The sequence below is a fragment of the Chelonobacter oris genome, from assembly GCF_000772535.1.
Taxonomy (GTDB): Bacteria; Pseudomonadota; Gammaproteobacteria; order Enterobacterales; family Pasteurellaceae; genus Chelonobacter; species Chelonobacter oris.
In genome coordinates this window covers 267339-289522 of sequence record NZ_JSUM01000014.1, presented here as the reverse complement: position 1 = coordinate 289522, position 22184 = coordinate 267339, and the positions used below count along the sequence as shown (strand labels likewise).

Sequence of the window (22184 nt, the reverse complement as noted above, 5' to 3'; positions counted from 1 at the left end):
GCCGGATATTATTTTCTAAGTAAACTTAAAGCAGAGTTTATTTAGAAAATAAAAATTTTGGTAGCTATAGTGCAACAGAGCCACCTGATTCCACGCCGATGGTAGTGTGGGGTCTCCCCATGTGAGAGTAGGTCACTACCAATTATCAATTTCAGCGGAGTGGTAGTTCAGCTGGTTAGAATACCTGCCTGTCACGCAGGGGGTCGCGGGTTCGAGTCCCGTCCATTCCGCCAACTCACAATTTAGGGGCGTAGTTCAATTGGTAGAGCACCGGTCTCCAAAACCGGGTGTTGGGAGTTCGAGCCTCTCCGCCCCTGCCATAATTTCCAATCTATTTTTATTTTTTTACTGCTTGTATTCCTATTTTAGTTCGTTAAACGCATATCCCTGTTCGGAATATAGCAAATATGGCGCACTGTTGCGCCAATCACTAAGCACGATGCGCGTTAAAGTGCGGTTTTGTGTATCATTCACCAAATGTACGGCTTGGCGATGTGTATGGCCGTGAATCAACTGTGTGACGTTAAAGCGTTGCATTGTCTGATTTACAAAATCCTGATTGACGTCCATAATCTCAAACGATTTTTCCGTTTTTTGTTGTTGGCTTTTACTTCTGATTTTATTGGCGAGTTGTAAACGGATGAATAGCGGTAGGCAGAGAAAAAGCCGCTGTCGCCAGATATTATGTACTTTTTTTCGGTATTCTTGATAGTTTACATCATCAATGCATAAGGTATCGCCATGGCAAAGCAGGGTCGGCGTTCCGTACAAGTTGATAACGTGATATTCGGGCAATAAAATCAGACCGCACTTTCGTGCAAAGCCTTTGCCAAGTAGGAAATCACGATTACCATGCTGAAAATAAACGCTGATTCCCTGCTCAGTCAGCTTTTTGATTTCAGTTTGCACTAACGTTGATAACACGGAACGTTCGTCATCGCCAATCCAAAAATCAAATAGATCTCCTAAAATATACAACGCATCGGCACGAACGGCTTCCGTTTGCATAAAATGTTGAAATAATTCGGTCAAGTGCGGTTGCTGTTCGCTTAAATGAAGATCGGCAATAAAATACGTTTTTTTCATGTAATGGCTGTTCCGGTTAAACTGAAAATCGTCGGGTTTTTTAAGGAATGACGATCGATTCGATACACATATTTTTCTATTTTCGCTATACTCTAGCAAAATTTGAGGAAAAGAGTATATGTTATTATTGTTACGTGTGATAGCGGTGATTTTTGCCGCACTTTTTATCTGTTTATTCGGAACGGTTTATTCGCTTATCCGCTTCAAAAATCCGAGTAATGTCGGTGTTGTTGCTCGTTGGTTCGGGCGTTTGCATCCATTATTCGGCGTTGAAGTAGAACACCGTTTTGCAGCAAATGCAAGTCATAACGGCCCTTGTATTTATATCGGCAACCATCAGAATAATTACGATATGGTGACGATGGCGTATATGGTTAGGCCGCGTACGGTCAGTGTCGGTAAAAAAAGTTTATTGTTTATTCCTTTTTTCGGCATTTTGTACTGGGCGAGTGGGAATATTTTGCTGGATCGCGACAATAAGAGCAAAGCCCATTCAACAATGGGGGAACTGGCAAAGCGCATTCATCAGGATAATCTCTCTATTTGGATGTTTCCGGAGGGCACTCGTAGTCGTGGCAGGGGGCTGTTGCCGTTTAAAACCGGCGCGTTTCATGCCGCCATTGCGGCGGGTGTGCCGATTGTGCCGGTTTGCTGTAGCAATTTGCATAATAAAATCAACCTGAACCGTTGGAACAACGGAAAAGTGATTTGCGAAATGTTACCGCCGATTGAGACATCAGGCTATAGCCGTGAGAATGTCCGTGAGCTTGCCGCCCATTGCCATGATGTGATGAAGCAAACAATTGAACGGCTTGATCAAGAGCTGGCACAACAATAGAGGATTGGTTTGGAATGCAGTTTGGCTTATCTCGTAGGCGTTTACTGAAAAGTGCAACCGCACTTGGTGCAAGTGCGGTATTACCGTCGTTTGCCGTCGCTGCGGCGCAGTCGCCGCTCTATATTCCGCCGTTGTTGGATGTCGGGCGTGGTCGGCCGGTACTGCTTTCAATGGGCAGTAGCAAGCGATTTTTCGATGATGAGAAGAAAGTCGAGACTTGGGGTTTTAACGGACTTTATTTAGGGCCGACAGTACGCTGTAAACAGGGCGATTTTGTCCGACTGAATTATCATAATCAATTGCCGCAAGCGATCTCCATCAGTTTACAGGGCTTGCAGGTGAACGGAGAATTGTATGGCGGCGTAGGGCGGCAGTTTCAAGCTGCGGCGTCTTGGGCGCCGATTGTGCCGATTACACAACCGGCGGCAACCTGTTGGTATCATGCTGATACCCTTGCGCACTCCGCCTATCAGGTTTATCGCGGCTTAGCGGGAATGTGGCTGATTGATGATGCCGAAAGTCTGAAAGCACGCTTACCGAATAAATACGGTATCAACGATATTCCGTTAATTTTACAGGATCTCAGTCTAAACAGTCAGGGCGAACAATTGTTTAATCTGAACCAGCAACAGTTTTTGGGCAACCGTTTATTTGTTAATGGCGGTGAAGCGCCGTATTTGAATGTGGCGCGCGGTTGGGTGCGGCTGCGAATCTTGAATGCCTCGGTTTCACGCAGCTATCAGCTCAGTCTGGACGACGGGCGCAGTATGCTGATTTTGGCAGGCAGTCTCGGATTTTTACCGCAATTGCGTGAAGTGCGGTCGATTTTTGTCCCGCCGGGCGAGCGGGCGGAAATCTTGGTCGATTTGAATGAAGGCGGCGCAGTATCGTTAATTAGTGGCGAGAAACGTGGTTTTTTGGATAAATTCAGTATGTGGTTTGCCGACGACGATGAGCTGTCGGATAATACGGTATTGACATTGCGACCGGACGGTTTGGTGTCGGTATTCAATCAGCAGCCGGATTTTCAGCGGGCCGAACAGCTTTCATTGCAGGTTGAGGTCGCCCGACAGCGGGAATTTTTTATTGATGTAGATAATGCCTTAATTAATCAGCAAAAATTCGATCCCCGTCGTGTAGATGTTAATGCGAAACTAGGTTCGTATGAACGTTGGAATTTAACCGCAACCGCGCCGATCGGATTTAGCGTGCAAGGGGCGAAATTTATGCTGGAATCTTTCAACGGACTGCCGGTTGATGTCTCCCAGTTGAGCTGGCGTGATACGGTTTGGGTGAACGGCAATCTTTCCATTTTGGTCAAATTTGATCACACCTCGTCCAATACCTATCCTTTTACCTTCGGCAGCAGTGATTTAATGCTGGCGGATAAAGGCTGTATGGGCATGTTGGTTGTGCAATAGGCATGGTGATGCAAGTCACAGTCCCAGTGCATATTTCAACGCCTGTTTTTTGATTGGCAGAGCTTTATCGATTGCGACTAACGCCGCATTACGCAAAATTTTGAGCGGTAAGTGCGTTTCTTTGAAGCTCTTGTAGAACAGATCCATGCCTGTTTGCATCAATACGTTATCCGGTGTGCGCAAACGCGAATAACGCCTCAATACCGCCTCATCGGTTATCGTTTGACCGCACTTTTGCGCCTCGGCGATGACATCTAACAAGACTTTGACATCTTTAAACCCTAAATTGACACCTTGTCCGGCTAGCGGATTAATTGTGTGAGCGGCGTCGCCGAGCAAAGCGATGCCGTTTTTAAAATACGTTTGCGCATGGCGGCGGGTGAGAGCAAATGAAGCGGTGGTTTTACTTTTCACTTCGCCCAATCGGGCGGGAAAGGCGTGTTGGATTTCATGATTAAGGCTCACCAGCGGCAATTGTTGTAAGTGACGAATGCGTTCCGGGCTGTCGTACCAAACCAAACAGGCTTGGTTCCCCGGCAGCGGTAGAAACGCACGCGGACCTGTCGGGAAAAATTGCTGCCAAGTAATATCCTGCTGTTCAAGTGCGGTATCAACCAGAATCAATAGACAACTTTGGCGATATTGCCAACCGCTCAGGCCGATTCCGGCCAGTTGGCGCAGCTTAGAGTTTGCGCCGTCGCACGCCAATAACAGCGGTGCGGCGTAGCGCTCCCCACCGCTTACGCTAATCTGCCAGTCATGACCGCACTTTTGTGCCGCTCGAATATCACGGTTTACGCTATAGGTCAAATTCGGATAATCGGCAAAGGTTTGCCATAATCCGAGCTGGATCAGATTGTTTTCCACCATGTAGCCCAGTTCGGACAAGCCGAGATCTTGGGCGTGAAACTGCGTTGAAAATCCGTCGATTTCCCACGTTTCCAAACGGCGGTAAGGACAAGTGCGCATAGCGGCAATTTTCGGCCAGGCCTGTAATGCGTTCAGTAGATTGACGGAAGCGGCACTGATGGCGGAAATTCGAATATCGTAAGCCTGTCCGGGTTCAAAGTGCGGCAGTGCCGCACGTTCGATAAGGTGAACATTCACCCCCAAGCGTGCCAGACCGAGCGCAGCGGCGGAACCGACCATTCCGCCCCCGACGACAATTATCTCTTTTTGATGAACCATATCCACCTCGTCCCGTTTGTTTGCCGACTATTTTACCTGTCGCCGCCCGTTTTCTAAAGCAAATCACAAATAAAATCGGTTTTTTACTGGTCAGCAATCATGCAAATCTGTAAAATAGCGCCACTTTAAACCGGATCGCAAACACGCGCTACGGTTTCCCATGTTGATCAAAGTGCGGTTAAGCCGCGGCCTAACGAAGAAATAAAGATGACACAAAAATTACACATTAAAACCTGGGGCTGCCAGATGAATGAATACGATTCATCAAAAATGGCGGATTTATTAAACAGTACGCACGGGTTTGAACTGACGGAACAGGCGGAAGAAGCCGATGTTTTACTACTGAACACCTGTTCGATTCGTGAAAAAGCACAAGAGAAAGTGTTTCACCAATTAGGGCGTTGGAAAGATTTGAAAAAATCCAATCCGAAACTAGTGATTGGCGTGGGCGGATGTGTGGCTTCTCAGGAAGGGGCGCATATTCGGGATCGTGCGCCTTATGTCGATATTATTTTTGGTCCGCAAACATTGCATCGCTTACCGGAAATGCTGAATCAAATTCGGGGCGGAAAAAGTGCGGTTGTCGACGTCAGTTTTCCGGAAATCGAAAAATTCGACCGCTTGCCTGAACCGAAAGCGGAAGGCCCGACCGCATTTGTTTCGATTATGGAAGGCTGCAATAAATACTGTTCGTTCTGTGTCGTGCCTTATACTCGCGGCGAGGAAGTCAGCCGTCCGGCGGACGATGTATTGTTTGAAATTGCACAGCTGGCGGAGCAGGGCGTGCGGGAAGTCAATTTGCTGGGGCAGAACGTGAATGCCTACCGTGGGGCGACATTTGACGGCGGGATCTGTACTTTTGCCGAATTATTGCGTTTAGTGGCGGCGATTGACGGGATTGATCGCCTGCGTTTTACAACCAGTCACCCGATTGAATTTACCGACGACATCATTGATGTGTACCGCGATACGCCGGAGCTGGTCAGTTTTCTGCATTTGCCGGTGCAAAGCGGTTCCGATCGCGTATTGACCATGATGAAGCGGAATCATACCGCACTTGAGTATAAATCAATTATTCGCAAGCTGCGCAAAGTACGGCCTGAGATTCAGATCAGCTCCGATTTTATTATCGGTTTTCCGGGGGAAAGTAAAGAGGATTTCCAGCAAACCATGGATCTGATTGCGCAAGTGAATTTTGATATGAGCTTTAGTTTTATTTATTCCGCACGTCCGGGAACCCCGGCGGCAGACATGCCCGACAATGTCGGTGAAGACGAGAAAAAAGAGCGGTTATATCTGCTACAGCAACGTATCACCCAGCAAGCTATGCAGTACAGCCGCAAAATGTTGGGAACAGAACAACGGGTATTGGTTGAAGGACCGTCCAAAAAAGATGTGATGGAACTCACCGGCCGCACCGAAACCAACCGTATTGTTAACTTTGCCGGTACTCCGGACATGATCGGCAAATTTGTCGATATTAAAATCACCGATGTCTGGACCAACTCGCTGCGCGGCGAAGTGGTGCGCACTGAAGATCAAATGGGGCTGCGCATACAGCAAAGCCCGCAAAGCGTAATTCAACGTACCCGTCAGGAAGATGAACTCGGGGTCGGGAAGTATGTAGTTAATGGTAATTGACCATGGAATTAAGCTAAATAGCCTGTTAATAACAGGCTATTTTTATGGTAGATAAAATTTTTGTGAGGCAGTTCTAGGTATCGAGTGTGGTAAAGTGTTATATATAAAAAGAACAATGGATAATACTCATGGAGATTACTTGATTGAACAGTAGAAAATCTGAATCATTAATTCCACGAATCAGAATGATTCAAGAAAATATGACATTGACTGAAAAGAAAATTGTGGAGTGGGTGCTCAATCCGAAAAATTTAACCAATAAAACTGCACTTCATACTGTGGCACAAAGCTTGTCAGTCTCCGAAGCCTTAGTCGTCAAGGTCGCAAAATTACTGGGTTTTAGTGGCTTTCGTGATTTAAGAGCAAATCTCTCTCTTTATTTTCATGATAAAAATGCCATTAATATTGAGCTTTCTGAAAATAATACTGTGCATGAGTTGGTACACAAAGTATTCGATATTTCATTGCAGACGATCAAGGAAGGAAAATCAATAGTTGATTCTAAGGTCATAGAGGATGCAGCAAAATGTTTTTTTTATGCAAAAAATCGGGATCTTTATGCTGCTGGTGGTTCAAGTAGCGTAACAGATGACATCGCACATAAATTTCTAAGGTTAGGTATTCGTTGTAATACATATCGGGATATTCACCTTATGATGATGTCAGCTTCAATGTTGTCGGAAGAAGATGTCGTGGTGGTGGTTTCCCATTCCGGGAAAACAAGTGATCTACTGGAAGCTGTTAGTGTTGCAAGAAAGAATGGTACAAAAATCATTTGCATTACACATAGTTATACTTCGCCAATTGCCGATCTGTCTGATTTTATTATTTGTACGCCTGCTCCGGACACACCTCTGCTCGGTAAAAATGCTTCAGCGCGTATCCTTCAATTGATCTTGGTAGATGCTTTTTTTGTCTCTGTCGCCCTACAAAATATGGAATTCTCTGAAATCAACTTAGAAAAAACATCACATATTACTGATTATTTTCGTCAGAAATAGGTTGTGATAGTTATATAATGCTTTAGATAACTCCTTGATCTGTATTCTATTTATTCCCTTCTATATTTAAAAGCCAATTTTTAGTGAATTATAATTGTTTTAGCTTGATTAGTTACTATTTACAGATCAACTTCACAAAAATATTAAATTTGTGAAGTTGATCGCTTTTTTTATTCTTTTTTAGTGCTATAAGTACCATTATCTGTACAAAATTATATTTTATATAAAGTAATGCCTGAGCACGGCGCTTTCGTCTTTGTTGGATTTTGTACGGTACATTGAGCATACAGTGATCATTGTAAATTAAGAATAAGGATGAATTATGAAAAAGAATTCCAGAGTAATTGTTTCCTGCTTGGCGGTTTTAGGTATGGTATTTTCTATGACGGCTAAAGCCGCAGAATATGCGGTTATTTTAAAAACACTTTCTAACCCTTTCTGGGTTGAGATGAAACAGGGGATTGAAAATGAAGCTCAAAAATTAGATGTGACAGTAGATATTTTTGCTTCTCCATCAGAAGGAGATTATCAGTCACAGTTACAACTTTTTGAAGATTTAATAAACAAAGGATACAAAGGTATTGCATTTGCTCCACTATCTCCAGCAAATTTAGTTATGCCGGCAGCAAAGGCATATCGTAAAGGGATCTATTTAGTGAATCTTGATGAAAAAGCCGATTTAGATAATTTGCGTAAAGCTAAGGGAAATATTGAAGCATGTATAACTACTGATAATCAGTCTGTAGGTGCAAAAGCAGCTCAATTTATTGTAGATAGATTAGGAGAACAAGGCGGAGAAGTTGCAGTTATTGAAGGTAAAGCGGGAAATGCTTCCGGTGAGGCTCGACGTCGTGGAGCTACCGAGATTTTCGAGAAAAACCCAAAAATTAAATTGGTAGCAAGCCAACCCGCTGATTGGGATAGGATCAAAGCACTGGATGTTGCGACTAATGTACTGTCTCGTAATGCAAATATTAAAGCATTTTATGCCGCCAATGACACTATGGCTATGGGAGTTGCTCAAGCTGTAATTAATGCCGGAAAATTGGATTCTGTATTAGTTGTCGGGACTGATGGAATTCCTGAAGCCAAAAAAATGGTTGAAGAAGGAAAATTAACTGCAACTATAGCGCAAAATCCAGCTGAAATAGGGGCTAAAGGACTAATAGTATTGGTTAATGCAGTAAAAAGTGGAAAACAAATTCCTGTTGAGCAAGAGCCAAAATTTGAAACTATTGATTCAATTTTGGTTACTAAATAATTACTGTCAGAAAAATAGGGAATAGCAATTATTCCCTATTTTGAATGGGAATGTATATGAGTGAATTATTAGCTAGTATGCAAGGAATTTCAAAAAGTTTTGGTGTGGTTAACGCCTTAAAGTATATAGATATTGATATTTATACTCATGAAATACATGCTTTACTAGGAGAGAATGGTGCAGGAAAGTCAACTTTAATGAAAGTGCTGTCAGGTATTCATAGACCGACATCAGGAAAAATTATTGTCAAAGGAAACGAATATGAATTTTTGGATCATAAAGCCGCATCTGAATTAGGAATAGGCATTATTTATCAAGAGCTTAGTTTGATAGATGAGCTTACGGTATTAGAAAATTTATATATAGGTCGGTTGTTATATAAAAAGGTATTCGGTGTGCCGGTTGTAGACTGGAAAGCAATGCGGGTTCAAGCAGCAATAATTCTTTTGAGACTAGGGATTAAAGTTGGATTAGATGAGAAGGTTGCTAATCTTTCCATATCATATAAACAAATGATTGAAATTGCGAAAGTCCTTATCTCCGATGTAAATATTATTATTATGGATGAGCCAACTTCATCTTTAACGAATTCAGAAATAGAGTGTTTATTTTTAATAATGAATCAACTTAGAATAGATGGTAAAGCTATTATTTATATTTCTCATAAGTTAAATGAAATAAGAAAAATATGTGATAGATATACGATCTTAAAAGATGGAAAAAGTGTTACATCTGGTATGATTAAAGATGTATCTAACTCAGATATTGTTCGATTAATGGTAGGTAGAGAGCTACAACAGCAGTTTAAGCAAGTAGGTAAGCCTGAAAAAATTAATGATATTATCTTTGAAATAAAAAACTTGACAGGAAAAAAAAGAAAGCAGGTTAATAATATTTCTTTTTCACTAAATAAAGGTGAAATACTAGGGTTTGCCGGATTAGTTGGAGCAGGTAGAACTGAATTAATGAATTGTATTTTTGGAATTGATAAGAAAATCTCTGGAGAAATATATCTGAATGGAGAAAATATTACCCCATCATCTCCGTTTGATGCCGTTATAAAAGGAATGGCTTATATTACGGAAAGCCGAAGAGAAAATGGTTTCTTTTCTAATTTTTCTATAAATAAAAATATTGTGATTTCAAAAAGTTTAAAAGATGGTGGTTTTAAAGGAGCGTTAGGAACTTTTAATTTACAAGAAGAATCAGAATTGGCGGAAAAACAGAAAATTAAATTGTCAATAAAATGTTCATCTATTGAACAAAATATTTCAGAGCTATCTGGAGGTAATCAACAAAAAGTTATTATTGCAAAATGGATTGTGTGTCAGCCTAAAGTTTTGATATTTGATGAGCCAACAAGAGGAATTGATATTGGTGCTAAATCAGAAATATATAGAATAATGCGAGAATTAGCAAATAATGGTAAGGCAATATTGATGGTGTCTTCGGAGTTGCCTGAAATTATGGCTGTGTGTGATCTCATAGTTGTTTTTAGGGAAGGGGAAATATCTAAAATTCTGAATAATGATGAGCATCTGACAGAGGAGTTGATTATGAATTGGGCATTACCTAATGAAGAAGGAGCTATTAATAATGAATAGAAAATTCAATTTCCCTATTTTTTGGGAGAAATATGGGACTTTTTTTATTCTTGCTATCATTGTTATTATTTTTGGAACTATTTCTCCTCAATATTTCTTAACTGGAAATAATATCCAACAAATTTTTGTCCAAAGTTCAGTAACAGTATTAATTGGTATGGGTGAGTTTTTTGCAATTTTGATTGCAGGAATTGATTTATCCGTTGGAGCAATTTTAGCTTTATCCGGAATGGTAACTGCAAAATTAATGTTGGCGGGTTTAGATCCTATATGGGCTGCAATTATTGGAGGTGTATTTGTCGGTGGCGGATTGGGTGCTATTAATGGACTATTAGTGAACTATACAGGATTACACCCTTTTATTATTACATTAGGTACTAATGCTATTTTTCGTGGAGCAACCTTAGTAATTTCAGATGCAAATTCAGTATATGGATTTTCGTTCGAATTTGTTGATTTTTTTGCTAGGAATGTAATAGGTATTCCTATCCCTGTTATTTTTGCTGTTATTATTGCTATTTTGCTATGGTTTTTAACAACGAAAATGAGATTAGGACGTAATATTTATGCATTAGGTGGTAATAGGGAGTCTGCATATTATTCTGGTATTGATATTAAATTTCATACCCTGGCAGTGTTTGTTATTTCCGGTATATGTGCAGGGTTAGCAGGTATTGTTTCGACAGCAAGATTAGGAGCTGCCGAGCCTCTGGCAGGAGTAGGGTTTGAAACTTATGCGATAGCAAGTGCAATTATTGGGGGAACTAGCTTTTTTGGCGGAAAAGGTCGAATTTTTTCAGTTGTCATTGGCGGATTAATTATAGGAGCTATCAATAATGGACTAAATATTCTTCAAGTTCAAACATATTATCAATTGGTTGTTATGGGTAGCCTTATTATTGCTGCGGTCGCATTAGATAGATTGGTTAGTCGTTAAATAGTAGAGGGTTTTATGAGAAAAAATATTTTAATTTCACCATCTTTAATGTGTATGGATTTAGTTAAATTTAAAGATCAGATTGAATTTTTAGATAAGAAAGTGGGGTATTTTCATATTGATATTATGGATGGGCATTATGTGCCGAACATCACATTATCACCATTTTTTGTAAGTCAAGTGAATAAAATATCGACTAAACCATTAGATTGCCATCTTATGGTAACCAATCCTGAAAACTATATTGATGATTTAGCTGATTCGGGTTGTGATATGGTTACTGTGCATGTGGAAACTATTTCTGGGCAGGCATTTAGGCTATTTGATAGAATAAGATGTTTAGGTATGAAAGTTGGATTGATTTTTAATCCGGAAAGTTCATTAGAATTTGCAAAATACTATTTACATAAAGTCGATAAAGTTACAGTATTAACAGTTGATCCGGGATTTGCAGGACAATCCTTTATTCCTGAAATGTTACTTAAGATAAATGAGCTAAAAGAATTTAGAGAAAAAAATAATTTATCATATGAAATTGAAATTGACGGTTCCTGTAATCCTAAAACTTATAAAACATTAATCTCTGCTGGTGCCGACGTGTTAATTGTCGGAAGTTCTGGGTTATTTAATAATGATCCGGATATTGAAAAAGCTTGGGATATTATGCAGCAAAATATTTCTCAATACTGTTAACTTGAGGTGTGTATGACAGTTCCGACTTCAGTTTTTATCGGCATTGATATGGGGGCAACCCATACTCGTATTTGTATGATGAATCCACAGAGTGAGGTGTTATTGACAGATAAAAGCAAAACAACTGATATTATTGGCAATGATTTTTTGCAAGGAATTAAGGCGTTTTGTTTTTCCTTTTGTCAATCTTATCTTGTTAAAAAGATTGTTATCGGTTTACCGGCGGCTATATCACGTAATAGACAAAAAGTATTATCGGTTCCTAATTTGTTTATTAGTCAAGCCGAATTAGATCAACTTGTTCCGTATCTCAGTACTCAGTTTGGCTGCAATGTATTATTGGAAAGAGATGTCAATTTACAAATGACATATGATGTTATGCATTTTAATCTCAAGGAGAAACTTGTTCTTGGATTATATGTGGGAACAGGAATGGGGTTTTCGATTTGGAATGAAGGCGAAATATTCTTAGGTGCACATGGTGTTGCCGGTGAGTTAGGGCATATTCCTTATGGTGATGATGATTTGCGTTGTGGCTGTGGTAATTATGGATGCTTGGAAACAAATTGTTCCGGTATTGCATTAAAACGCTGGCATGACAGTTCTATAAAAGGCTATCCAATCGATGAGATTTTTAGCCAAGCTGAAAAAGATGGTTTCATCCACCGTTATCTTATAAGGATCGCTAAAGCTGTGAGTACTTGTATTAATTTATTTGATCCCGATGTTGTTATTTTAGGAGGTGGCGTTATGGATATGAAAGATTTCCCATATGCGTTATTGGAAAGATATTGTATGTCTTATGTTAGAAAACCATTGCCGTATAATAAACTTAAATTATTAAAAGCATCATCCTCTTCGTTTAACGGCGCGATCGGTGCAGCGTTACTGGCTAACCAAAGGAATTAATGTATGAATAAAATTGTAGCGATAGGTTCCGATCATATTGGATTTGAACATAAACAATTTTTGATTGAAAAATTAGAAAAGCAAGGGTACCAATTAATTGATATTGGAACATTCGGTAAAGAGAGAACAGACTATCCTATTTATGCAGAAAAAGTAGCTGAATTAATTGTTTCGGGTAATGCAAATGCGGGGATATTAATTTGTGGAACGGGAATCGGTATTTCAATTGCTGCGAACAAATTACAAGGGATTCGTTGTGCGTTGTGTGCTGATGAATTTAGTGCCTTGATGTCGCGGGAGCATAATAATAGTAATATTATTGCATTTGGTGCAAATATCATATCTTGCGAAAAAGCGTTAGCGCTGGCGACACTGTGGCTAAATACCCCTTATGATGTCGGTCGGCACCAAAAGCGGCTTGATATGATTGAGGCATTTGAACAGTATTAAATGCTCTCATTAGGCTATTAACCTAGCCGAGTGCGGTTTTGATCGCACTTGGCTTTTTCTTTTCCCGAATATCTAAAAAAGTTATATACTGATGACTATGTTAATACCGAAAAACGAGGCACTTTTGACTAACCAACTCACCGAATCTTTTACTTTGGAGCCGCAGGATAATGCGCGTTTGCAGTCGCTTTGCGGCGCGTTTGACGGGCATTTACAGCGTATCGAAAGCGCATTTAACCTGAATATTTCACGGCGGGATTTCTCTTTTATGCTGAGGGCGGCATCAGATAACAAGCACGCCCGGCATGAGCGGTTATTACGATCGGTGGCTGACTTGATTAAGCAGCTTTATGCGGAAACGGCGCCGGTGAAAGGGAAAATAAAGGAACTGGATTTGGAAGATGTGCATATTGCCATTCAGGAAAGCCGTATTTTACTGCAAACGGACAGTGAACAGGGCGACAAAACGGCTGTCCATGCCACGTCAATTAAAACCAAACGGGGTGTGATTAAACCGCGCGGAGTGAATCAGATCCAGTATCTGCACAATATTTTGCGGCACGACATCAGTTTCGGCATTGGGCCTGCCGGTACCGGAAAAACATTTTTAGCGGTTGCCGCCGCAGTCGAAGCGTTGGAAAAACAGGAAATCCGACGTATTTTACTGACCCGCCCCGCAGTCGAGGCCGGTGAGAAACTGGGGTTCTTACCCGGTGATTTGGGGCAGAAAATTGAGCCGTATTTACGTCCGCTGTACGATGCATTGTTTGAAATGCTCGGTTTTGAACGGGTTGAAAAGCTGATTGAGCGCAATGTCATCGAGATTGCTCCGCTGGCGTATATGCGCGGTCGCACATTAAATGATGCGTTTATTATTCTGGACGAAAGTCAGAATACAACGGTCGAGCAAATGAAAATGTTTTTGACCCGTATCGGTTTCAATTCCAAAGCGGTGATTACCGGCGATATCACGCAGGTGGATTTGCCGCGTAGCCAAAAATCTGGCTTGCGTCATGCGATGGAAGTGCTGCAAGAAGTGCCTGAGCTGAGTTTTAATTTTTTCGACAGTGCCGATGTGGTGCGTCATCCTGTCGTGGCGAAAGTGGTGCAAGCCTATGAAATTTGGGAACGAGAAGAAGAAGTGCGCCGTCAGCAACAGGCGGAACAACGCCGCCAAGAGCGGTTATTCGTACAGCAGACGGAAAAAACGCCATGAAAAAAATAGTAATCGATTTACAGATAGCCGTTAAACAGCCGCAAAATCTGCCGTCAGCGGCACAAATTGCGCATTGGGCGCAAAGTGCGGTCAGGCCGACAATCGACGATTTGGAAATGACGGTGCGGATTGTCGATGAAGAAGAGAGCCAAACCCTGAACCGCACTTATCGCGGCAAAGATTATCCGACCAATGTGTTGTCGTTTCCGTTTGAATCGCCGGCGGAGGTTGAATTGCCGCTGTTGGGGGATTTGGTGATTTGCCGTCAAGTGGTGGAACGGGAAGCCGCCGAACAACAAAAACCGGTGTTGGCGCATTGGGCGCACATGGTGGTGCACGGCAGTTTGCATTTGCTTGGTTATGATCATCTTGACGATGAGGAAGCGGAAGAGATGGAAAGCTTGGAGCGTGCGATTATGGCGGAATTAGGGTTTGATGATCCTTATTTGAGCGAACAAGAAGCCTTCGAATAATGGCGGCGGCAGAAAATCCTTTTTTTCGACAAACGGTGATTTTAAGCGGTGATGATGCTTGGTTACAGCGGCAACTCACCGCTTTTTTCACGGCTTGTCCGCAACAAAGTGCGGTCTATTGTGCAGCTCGGCAAATTGAAGCACAGCCCGAAAATTGCCTGTTCTATGCCTTTTCCCAAGCTAAGAATCTACTCGGACAGGAATTTGATACAGCGGTTTATGACGGTCGACAGCAGAATTCGCTGAATTTTAATCTGGAAGCGCTGGCAATCGTGGCGGCAATGGTGAAAGCGGGCGGCGTATTGCTGATCTTACTGCCGGATTGGCACAGATTGGCGCACTGCCCCGATTGGGATTCGCTGCGTTGGAACGGCACTGCACAGGCGTCGGTTCCGCGACATTTTTATCGCTGGCTGCAACGTTCGTTGGGCATGCATTCTATTTCATACTATCGGCAACACGACAGCGAAGTGCGGTTGCCGCAACCGAAGGGGCAAGGCTGGCAGCTGCCGGATACCGCATTGCAACAGCAGCAACGGATGTTACGCCATATCCTCTCGGCACAGTGCGATATTTATGTGCTGACCGCCGCACGCGGACGAGGTAAATCGGCACTTGCCGGCATGTTGGCACAAGAACTGGCGGCAAAACAGCGTGTATTTTTGACCGCCCCGAATCAAACTGCGGTGCAAACCTTTTATCGCCATTGCGGACAAACCAAACCGCACTTTATAGCGCCGGACGACTTAATTCGGCAACTGACGGAAAATCCGCAGCAGTTTGCGCAGGACTGGCTGATTGTCGACGAAGCGGCGATGATTCCGCTCGATATGTTAGCAACGATTTGTCGCCATTTTTGCCATATTTTGCTGACCGGCACCACGCACGGCTACGAAGGCACGGGGCGTGGTTTTGAATTGAAATTAACCCAACGGCTCGACCGCACTTGGCAGTTTTTGCATTTATCTCATCCCTTGCGTTATCCGCTGAATGATCCGTTGGAGCAATGGATTAACGCCTTGTTATTGCTGGATAGGGAAGTGATGCCGAGCGGCGGGCGCATCAGCGGTGAAGTACGGCGGTTTGAAATTGCCAGCGACAAATTGCGCGCGGACAGCCGCAAGCTCACTGCATTTTATCGTCTGCTGACGTTGGCACATTACCGCACTTCTCCGTTGGATTTGCGGCGTTTGCTGGACGCCGACGGGCAGCGATTTTGGATCGCAAAGCTCGGTAGCGAGATGGTCGCTGGGATTTGGGCGCTTGAAGAGGGCGGAATGACCGATTCGGCATTAATTGAGCGGATTTGGCTGGGAGAACGGCGGCCGAAAGGAAATTTACTGGTTCAAGCGTTATGTTTTCAGGCTGATTTACCCCAAGCGTGTGAATTGCATTCATTACGAATTTCGCGTATTGCGGTATTACCGCACTTGCAGCGGCAAGGTTTTGGCAAACGGTTACTGCAACAGCTGATTGAGGATTGCCGCACGGAGCCGGATTTTATCTCGGTCAGTTTCGGCTATAGCGAACCTTTGGCGGCATTTTGGCAAAAGTGCGGTTTTGAACTGATCCACCTCAGTCACGGCACTGAAGCCAGTAGCGGTTGTTACAGCGCGATGGCGATTTATCCGCTTTCGCCTGATGGTGAACGTTTTTGCCGACAGGCGCAACGCCGATTTTTACGTCATTTCCCACTCGCCGAACATCCATTATTGTCGATATTGCAACGGCAGATTGATTTTCCCGAAATAGATTGGTTGCTCAACGCCGATGATCTGCGCCAATTGCACGGCTTTGCCGACGCAAACCGCACATTAGCATCAACCCGTCCTGCACTAAGCCGTTTGATCCGAAGCCGACCGCACTTGACGTTATCGTCACACCTGCAAAACGACAAATTGAGCAAAAAACAGCGTTTGATGTGCCTGCGGCAGGCGCTTTCGGCTTGTTTGGCTGAAGAGTTTCCGCCGCAAGGCTGAGTATGTAGTGTAAATTTCCTTACAATTCAGGCGAATCATCCGCCGATCGAGGTGCGGATCCCATGCCGTCATCCGCGACAAAATCGTAAAATCCTTTCTGCTTGTTTTTTTGTCTCAGGACAGATTAAAAAATGCACAGCAAATGTGAGCTACCCCACAGAAATAATTGACAAAAAACTTGCAACAAGCGTGTTCAGATAATAAACTTGGTTTGAAGTGGTGAATTGTGGTGTTTTGTGGGATAAAATGACATAAAACATCGTTCAGTAAAAAATTGTGGCGACAATCGGCAAAAAATAGGGTTTCTCATGTTTCGTGGTGCGACTTCAGTCAGCTTGGACAGCAAAGGACGGCTTGCCGTTCCGACTCGCTATCGCGCCGAAATTTTGCAGCAAAATGAGGGGCAGATGGTTTGTACCGTTGATATCCGCCAACCTTGTTTATTGCTTTATCCGCTGAGCGAATGGGAAATCATCGAAAAAAAATTATTGGCGCTCTCCAATTTCGACCCTGAACAACGCCGCTTGCAGCGGGTTATGCTTGGTTATGCCGGCGAATGCAGTCTGGATAAGAGCGGTCGTATTTTATTGAGCCCGACACTGCGCGAGCATATCAAGCTGGATAAAAGCATCATGCTGGTCGGTCAGCTGAACAAATTTGAAATTTGGAGCGAAGAAGCGTGGCTGGCACAAATCGCTGAAGACATAGAAATCGGCAGCAGCGGTGCCTTTGCCGATTCGGAAGCATTAAAAACGCTGTCATTGTAAAAGAGAAAGAAAAATCTTTCCGTCAATGGCGGCAGCACTAGCAGGGCAAGCGGCGTATATTGGGTACGCCGCGACCCCATTTTACCAAGAATGGAATAAGAATATGAGTTTGCCTGTAGAGAAAGCCGAACGCCCGCATATTACGGTGTTGCTGAACGAGGCCGTGGCAGGATTGGCGATAAAAGAAGACGGCACTTATATTGACGGCACGTTCGGACGTGGCGGGCATTCCCGCTTGATTCTTTCCCGCTTGGGCGAAGGCGGACGTCTGCTTGCCATTGATCGTGATCCGCGTGCGATTGCCGAAGCAGAAACCATTACCGATCCCCGCTTCGAGATTGTACACAGTGCATTTTCTGAGATTGAAGCGATTTGTCGCCAACATCGGCTTGCGGGCAAGGTTGACGGTATTTTGCTCGATCTCGGCGTTTCCTCGCCGCAACTGGACGAAGCCGAGCGCGGGTTCAGCTTTATGAATGATGGTCCGCTGGATATGCGCATGGATACGACACAGGGCATGTCGGCGGCGGAATGGCTGAATCAGGTGTCGATTGATGATTTGAGCTGGGTATTGAAAACATTCGGCGAAGAGCGGTTTGCCCGGCGGATTGCCACCGCAATTGTGAATTTTAACAAAACCGCCCGTGAAAACGGGCAAAGCGGTTTGAACCGCACTTTGCAATTGGCGGAAGTGATCAGTCAGGCGGTGCCGTTCAAGGATAAACATAAACATCCGGCAACCCGTACGTTTCAGGCGATTCGTATTTTCATCAACCGTGAATTGGACGAATTGGAACGGGCGTTGGCATCCTCCTTGAAGGTATTGGCACCGCACGGTCGTTTGTCGATCATCAGTTTTCACTCATTGGAAGATCGCATGGTAAAACGGTTTATGCGCAAGCAAAGCAAGGGTGAGGAAATTCCGAAAGGCATTCCGTTGCGGGAAGATCAGATTGACCGCAAGCAAACGTTAAAAACCATCGGCAAAGCGATTATGCCGAGTGAACAAGAACAACAACAAAATCCGCGCTCAAGAAGTGCGGTATTACGCATTGCGGAAAGAACGGGTTAAAAGATGAACGGCGAACGTTATCCTTTAAGAAAATTGATTTTGGACGATTTGTTCGTTTCCAACAAGATAGCATTATTGCTGCTGGCGGGCATGATTGTCAGTGCGGTGGCAACGATTTGGATTATCCACCAGACCCGCCGCCTGAACAGCGAGAACGGCGAATTGATTTTGGCGAAACAGGCGCTGGAAAACGAATATATTAATTTGAAACTCGAAGAGCGGGCGCTGGACGACAATGTGCGTATTACGTCCATCGCAAATCGTCTGAAGATGGGATATATCACGCCTAATCAACAGGTTATCATCATTGAGAACAATCATTAGGGTACTGCAATGGCTATTTTTAATAAAAATAATCACCGGCAGGGTGCGCAATTTAACCCTAAAACGCCGGTCGTCCGCACCACAAAAAGTGCGGCAAAACCACCGATGAATGCATTTGTGAAATGGCGTTATTGGACAGTGATCGGGGTGATTTTGACCAGTATGGCCTCTTTGGTGGCAACGGCGGTCGACGTGCAGATCAGCAGTTCCGCCAAAATGAATCAAGAAGCGGACAAACGTTCTTTGCGCACGCAGGCGATTCACTCTTCGCGCGGAATGATTTTGGATCGTAACGGGCAATGGTTGTCGGTCAGCGTGCAGATGTTCTCGGTTGTGGCTGATCCGAAAGAAGTATTTGAAAAAGGCTCATTACAGGATCAAGAGCGCTGGAAAGCGTTGGCGGAAGCGCTTGCGGTTTCCAATAAAACCCTAAAAGATAAAATCAGCAAGAATCCGAAAAGCCGCTTTCTCTATCTTGCCCGACAAGTTACCCCGAGTGTTGCCAATTATGTGCGTGAATTAAGAATTCCGGGCGTCAGCTTGCAAACTGAATTCCGCCGTTTCTATCCTAAAGTGGAAGAAACCGCACATTTGATCGGCTATACCAATATTGACGGTGTCGGCATTGAAGGCATCGAAAAAAGTTTTGACAAATTGCTGATCGGGCAGGACGGATCACGTACTTACCGCAAAGATCGCTATGGTAATATGGTCGAGGCGGTCGATGATACCAAAAAATATGATGCGCACAATGTGACGCTCAGTATCGATGAACAATTACAATCGATGGTTTATCGCCAGATCAAAGAAGCGGTTGCGGAAAATAAAGCGGAGTCTGGCACGGCGGTGTTGGTGGATATCCGCACCGGAGAAGTGTTGGCGATGGCGAATGCGCCGTCTTATAACCCGAACAATCGAAGCGGTGTGAAAGCCGATTTGATGCGTAACCGCGCGATTACCGATACCTTCGAACCCGGCTCGACCGTAAAACCGTTTGTGGTGTTGACCGCACTTCAACGCGGTATCGTAAACAAACATACCGTGATTGATACCCGTCCGTTCAAAGTCAACGGACATACGATTCGTGATGTATCTCGCCAGGAAAAATTGTCGATAGCGGGGATTTTACAAAAATCCAGTAATATCGGGGTGAGCCATTTGGCGTTGGCGATGCCGCCGAGTGCGTTGGTTGACGCTTATTCCAAAGCCGGATTCGGCGCACCGACCAATCTGGGACTGGTGGGCGAACAGCGCGGGCAGCTTGAAAACCGTAAACGTTGGGCGGATATCGAACGGGCAACCATGTCTTACGGCTACGGCTTGACGGTCACGCCGCTGCAATTGGCAAGAGCTTATGTCACGTTGGGCAGTTTCGGTATCTACCGTCCGTTGTCGATTACCAAAGTTGATCCGCCGGTGCTGGGAACACGGGTTTTCCCGGAGAAAACGACACGTGATGTGGTCGAAATGATGGAAACGGTGGCGTTGCCCGGCGGCGGGGGTATTGCCGCGGCAGTGAAAGGGTATCGAGTCGCAATCAAAACCGGTACGGCAAAAAAAATCGAAAAAGGCAAATATGTGGATAAATACATTGCCTATACAGCCGGTGTCGCACCGGCCAGTAATCCCCGCTATGCGCTGGTGGTGCTGATTAATGAACCGAAGGGTGAAAAATACTACGGCGGCGCAATTTCCGCACCGGTATTCTCGAAAATTATGGAACATACTCTGCGTTCGCAAAATGTGAAACCGGACGCCTTGAGTGACGAGGAAACCGCAGCGCGTATTATCCGATTGGATCAACAGCAGTCGGCGGTTTCATCAGCGACCAACCATCTTCAGTAAGGGGCGGTTATGCAAAGATTGGCCACGCTTTTTTCCCTGCCGGGATTGCCCGATCAACCGTTGCAACGGATTGCAACCGACAGCCGCAAAGTGCGGTCGGGAGATTTATTTGTCGCCCTGATAGGGCATCAGCGAGACGGTCGGGAATTTATCCCGCAGGCGATAGCCAACGGCGCAAGTGCGGTGTTGGCACAAACGGAATTCGCCGAACGGCATTTAACAATCACAACGCAAAATAACGTTGTGATTATTTATTATTATCAGCTCGACAAACACCTTTCGGCAATTGCCGGCGAGTTTTATCGCAATCCGTCACAGCGGCTGGCGTTGCTGGGCGTGACCGGCACCAACGGCAAAACGACAATCGCACAACTTTTGGCACAGTGGGTACAGCTGCTGAGGAAAACAGCGGCGGTGATGGGGACAATCGGTAACGGACTATACGGCAAAACCGTTGAAGCGCTGAATACAACCGGTTCGGCGGTGGACGTGCAGGCGAATCTGGACGATTTTGTGCGGCAAGGGGCGGAATTGGCGGTGATGGAGGTGTCGTCACACGGATTGGTTCAGTATCGGGTCGAAGCGCTGCATTTTAAAACCGCACTTTTCACCAATTTAAGCCGTGATCACTTAGATTATCATCACACCATGGAAGCTTATGCCGCGGCAAAATTCCGTTTATTTTCCGAATTGGCGTGTGAAAATCGAATCATCAATGCGGATGATGCGATCGGTGCCGAATGGCTGAAACAGCTGCCGCAAGCGGTTGCCGTTAGCTGCTGTGCCGATTATAAGGTGGATCGACAGTGGTATTTGTATGCTTCAAATATTGATTATCACGAGGACGGCGCAACCATCGAATTTCAGTCTGCTTGGGGCGGCGGCACATTGCGCAGTCGTTTGATCGGCTCGTTCAACGTCAGTAATGTATTGCTGGCGACAGCGGCAATGTTGCAGTTGGGGTATCCGATAGCACAGTTATGCCGCAGCGTGCAGCAACTGAACGGTGTCTGCGGGCGAATGGAAATGTTCACCGCACTTGGCAAGCCGATGGCGATTGTCGATTACGCCCATACCCCCGATGCGCTACAAAAAGCAATACAGGCGGCTCGGCTACATTGCAAAGGTCGGTTATGGTGTCTGTTCGGTTGCGGCGGCGATCGTGACAGCGGCAAGCGCCCGTTGATGGGCGCAATTGCCGAACGGTTTGCCGATATGGTGATTCTGACTGATGACAATCCCCGCACCGAAGATCCTTCATTGATTTTACACGATATTCAAGCCGGCTTACGCCAACCGCAACATGCCACCGTGATTCACGGGCGGGAGCGGGCATTGCAGTTTGCCTTACAGCAGGCGCAGCCTGATGATGTGGTGCTGATTGCCGGTAAAGGTCATGAAGATTACCAAATTCTCGGTGAAACAAAATTACATTTCTCTGATCGGGAAATTGTACAACAATTACTCTTGGCAGAATAA

20 protein-coding genes, 2 tRNA genes and 1 other annotated feature are annotated in these 22184 nt (G+C 44.5%); of the genes, 20 read left to right on the top strand and 2 right to left on the bottom strand.

Translation table 11 applies throughout. From position 1 onward, the window contains the following. Positions 1-56: 56 nt before the first annotated feature. Positions 57-144 (top strand) — a sequence feature (5S ribosomal RNA rRNA prediction is too short). Positions 145-156: 12 nt separating this feature from the next. Then, positions 157-233: transfer RNA gene (locus OA57_RS10090), tRNA-Asp, on the top strand. 11 nt (positions 234-244) lie between these two features. Next, a tRNA-Trp gene (locus OA57_RS10085) sits at positions 245-320 on the top strand. Between the two features lie 40 nt (positions 321-360). Here the strand turns inward: OA57_RS10085 and lpxH are convergent. Continuing rightward, positions 361-1086 (bottom strand): UDP-2,3-diacylglucosamine diphosphatase, encoded by a 726-nt coding sequence (lpxH, locus tag OA57_RS10080; RefSeq protein ID WP_034617121.1) that lies wholly within the window; start codon positions 1084-1086, stop codon positions 361-363. Between the two features lie 118 nt (positions 1087-1204). Here lpxH and OA57_RS10075 point away from each other — a divergent pair, with 118 nt between their 5' ends. After that, positions 1205-1924, top strand: coding sequence for a 1-acylglycerol-3-phosphate O-acyltransferase (locus OA57_RS10075; RefSeq protein ID WP_034617119.1), 720 nt, complete (start codon positions 1205-1207; stop codon positions 1922-1924). Between the two features lie 14 nt (positions 1925-1938). Beyond that, complete coding sequence (locus tag OA57_RS10070; RefSeq protein WP_034617116.1) at positions 1939-3345, top strand: multicopper oxidase domain-containing protein; 1407 nt, start codon at positions 1939-1941, stop codon at positions 3343-3345. Between the two features lie 15 nt (positions 3346-3360). Here the strand turns inward: OA57_RS10070 and OA57_RS10065 are convergent, their stop codons facing one another. Continuing rightward, the gene (locus tag OA57_RS10065) at positions 3361-4533 is read right to left on the bottom strand and encodes an FAD-dependent monooxygenase (protein WP_034617114.1); all 1173 of its coding nucleotides are present in this window, start codon (positions 4531-4533) and stop codon (positions 3361-3363) included. 207 nt (positions 4534-4740) lie between these two features. Between OA57_RS10065 and miaB the strand changes: the two genes are divergently transcribed. The 16 genes from miaB (at position 4741) to murE (ending at position 22184) form a co-directional block, all read left to right on the top strand. Beyond that, positions 4741-6174 carry a tRNA (N6-isopentenyl adenosine(37)-C2)-methylthiotransferase MiaB gene (gene miaB / locus OA57_RS10060; RefSeq protein WP_034617112.1) on the top strand — a complete coding sequence of 478 codons (1434 nt, stop codon included), beginning with the start codon at positions 4741-4743 and terminating at the stop codon, positions 6172-6174. A gap of 143 nt (positions 6175-6317) precedes the next feature. Continuing rightward, a complete protein-coding gene (gene alsR, locus OA57_RS10055) occupies positions 6318-7175 on the top strand; it encodes a transcriptional repressor AlsR (RefSeq protein ID WP_268746709.1) in 858 nt (285 codons plus the stop codon). 322 nt (positions 7176-7497) lie between these two features. Continuing rightward, entirely contained in the window at positions 7498-8436 is a 939-nt protein-coding gene (alsB, locus tag OA57_RS10050) for a D-allose transporter substrate-binding protein (protein ID WP_052122468.1), read from the top strand. Positions 8437-8492: 56 nt separating this feature from the next. Beyond that, on the top strand, positions 8493-10040 hold the full coding sequence (gene alsA, locus OA57_RS10045; protein ID WP_034617109.1) for a D-allose ABC transporter ATP-binding protein AlsA: 1548 nt from the start codon (positions 8493-8495) through the stop codon (positions 10038-10040). Further along, positions 10033-10977: a D-allose ABC transporter permease gene (alsC, locus tag OA57_RS10040; RefSeq protein ID WP_235424665.1), complete on the top strand. Its 945-nt coding sequence runs from the start codon at positions 10033-10035 to the stop codon at positions 10975-10977. Before alsA ends, alsC begins: the two co-directional genes overlap by 8 nt. Positions 10978-10992: 15 nt before the next feature. Continuing rightward, positions 10993-11670, top strand: a complete 678-nt coding sequence (alsE, locus tag OA57_RS10035; protein WP_326979604.1) for a D-allulose 6-phosphate 3-epimerase — start codon at positions 10993-10995, stop codon at positions 11668-11670. A gap of 12 nt (positions 11671-11682) precedes the next feature. Then, entirely contained in the window at positions 11683-12579 is an 897-nt protein-coding gene (alsK, locus tag OA57_RS10030) for an allose kinase (protein WP_034617105.1), read from the top strand. 3 nt (positions 12580-12582) lie between these two features. Further along, positions 12583-13029, top strand: coding sequence for a ribose 5-phosphate isomerase B (rpiB, locus tag OA57_RS10025; RefSeq protein ID WP_034617102.1), 447 nt, complete (start codon positions 12583-12585; stop codon positions 13027-13029). Positions 13030-13153: 124 nt separating this feature from the next. Continuing rightward, the gene (locus tag OA57_RS10020) at positions 13154-14245 is read left to right on the top strand and encodes a PhoH family protein (protein WP_034617207.1); all 1092 of its coding nucleotides are present in this window, start codon (positions 13154-13156) and stop codon (positions 14243-14245) included. Next, a complete protein-coding gene (ybeY, locus tag OA57_RS10015) occupies positions 14242-14718 on the top strand; it encodes an rRNA maturation RNase YbeY (protein ID WP_034617097.1) in 477 nt (158 codons plus the stop codon). The genes OA57_RS10020 and ybeY overlap by 4 nt, the downstream gene beginning before the upstream one ends. Further along, positions 14718-16697, top strand: coding sequence for a tRNA(Met) cytidine acetyltransferase TmcA (locus tag OA57_RS10010; RefSeq protein WP_052122466.1), 1980 nt, complete (start codon positions 14718-14720; stop codon positions 16695-16697). The genes ybeY and OA57_RS10010 overlap by 1 nt, the downstream gene beginning before the upstream one ends. Positions 16698-17005: 308 nt before the next feature. Next, the gene (mraZ, locus tag OA57_RS10005; RefSeq protein ID WP_034617094.1) at positions 17006-17464 is read left to right on the top strand and encodes a division/cell wall cluster transcriptional repressor MraZ; all 459 of its coding nucleotides are present in this window, start codon (positions 17006-17008) and stop codon (positions 17462-17464) included. Between the two features lie 103 nt (positions 17465-17567). After that, on the top strand, positions 17568-18536 hold the full coding sequence (gene rsmH / locus OA57_RS10000; protein ID WP_034617091.1) for a 16S rRNA (cytosine(1402)-N(4))-methyltransferase RsmH: 969 nt from the start codon (positions 17568-17570) through the stop codon (positions 18534-18536). Positions 18537-18539: 3 nt separating this feature from the next. Beyond that, positions 18540-18860: a cell division protein FtsL gene (ftsL, locus tag OA57_RS09995; RefSeq protein ID WP_034617089.1), complete on the top strand. Its 321-nt coding sequence runs from the start codon at positions 18540-18542 to the stop codon at positions 18858-18860. 9 nt (positions 18861-18869) lie between these two features. After that, on the top strand, positions 18870-20705 hold the full coding sequence (gene ftsI / locus OA57_RS09990; protein WP_052122465.1) for a peptidoglycan glycosyltransferase FtsI: 1836 nt from the start codon (positions 18870-18872) through the stop codon (positions 20703-20705). A 9-nt stretch (positions 20706-20714) separates the two neighbouring features. Continuing rightward, positions 20715-22184, top strand: a complete 1470-nt coding sequence (gene murE, locus OA57_RS09985; RefSeq protein ID WP_034617087.1) for a UDP-N-acetylmuramoyl-L-alanyl-D-glutamate--2,6-diaminopimelate ligase — start codon at positions 20715-20717, stop codon at positions 22182-22184.

Coding starts and splice junctions, on each gene's coding strand:
- OA57_RS10065 (WP_034617114.1), bottom strand. CDS start 4,533: ATGGTTCATCAAAAAGAGATAATTGTCGTCGGGGGCGGAATGGTCGGT.
- rsmH (WP_034617091.1), top strand. CDS start 17,568: ATGAGTTTGCCTGTAGAGAAAGCCGAACGCCCGCATATTACGGTGTTG.
- lpxH (WP_034617121.1), bottom strand. CDS start 1,086: ATGAAAAAAACGTATTTTATTGCCGATCTTCATTTAAGCGAACAGCAA.
- alsB (WP_052122468.1), top strand. CDS start 7,498: ATGAAAAAGAATTCCAGAGTAATTGTTTCCTGCTTGGCGGTTTTAGGT.
- alsE (WP_326979604.1), top strand. CDS start 10,993: ATGAGAAAAAATATTTTAATTTCACCATCTTTAATGTGTATGGATTTA.
- mraZ (WP_034617094.1), top strand. CDS start 17,006: ATGTTTCGTGGTGCGACTTCAGTCAGCTTGGACAGCAAAGGACGGCTT.
- alsC (WP_235424665.1), top strand. CDS start 10,033: ATGAATAGAAAATTCAATTTCCCTATTTTTTGGGAGAAATATGGGACT.
- ybeY (WP_034617097.1), top strand. CDS start 14,242: ATGAAAAAAATAGTAATCGATTTACAGATAGCCGTTAAACAGCCGCAA.
- OA57_RS10070 (WP_034617116.1), top strand. CDS start 1,939: ATGCAGTTTGGCTTATCTCGTAGGCGTTTACTGAAAAGTGCAACCGCA.
- OA57_RS10010 (WP_052122466.1), top strand. CDS start 14,718: ATGGCGGCGGCAGAAAATCCTTTTTTTCGACAAACGGTGATTTTAAGC.
- murE (WP_034617087.1), top strand. CDS start 20,715: ATGCAAAGATTGGCCACGCTTTTTTCCCTGCCGGGATTGCCCGATCAA.
- ftsL (WP_034617089.1), top strand. CDS start 18,540: ATGAACGGCGAACGTTATCCTTTAAGAAAATTGATTTTGGACGATTTG.
- miaB (WP_034617112.1), top strand. CDS start 4,741: ATGACACAAAAATTACACATTAAAACCTGGGGCTGCCAGATGAATGAA.
- OA57_RS10075 (WP_034617119.1), top strand. CDS start 1,205: ATGTTATTATTGTTACGTGTGATAGCGGTGATTTTTGCCGCACTTTTT.
- alsK (WP_034617105.1), top strand. CDS start 11,683: ATGACAGTTCCGACTTCAGTTTTTATCGGCATTGATATGGGGGCAACC.
- ftsI (WP_052122465.1), top strand. CDS start 18,870: ATGGCTATTTTTAATAAAAATAATCACCGGCAGGGTGCGCAATTTAAC.
- alsA (WP_034617109.1), top strand. CDS start 8,493: ATGAGTGAATTATTAGCTAGTATGCAAGGAATTTCAAAAAGTTTTGGT.
- rpiB (WP_034617102.1), top strand. CDS start 12,583: ATGAATAAAATTGTAGCGATAGGTTCCGATCATATTGGATTTGAACAT.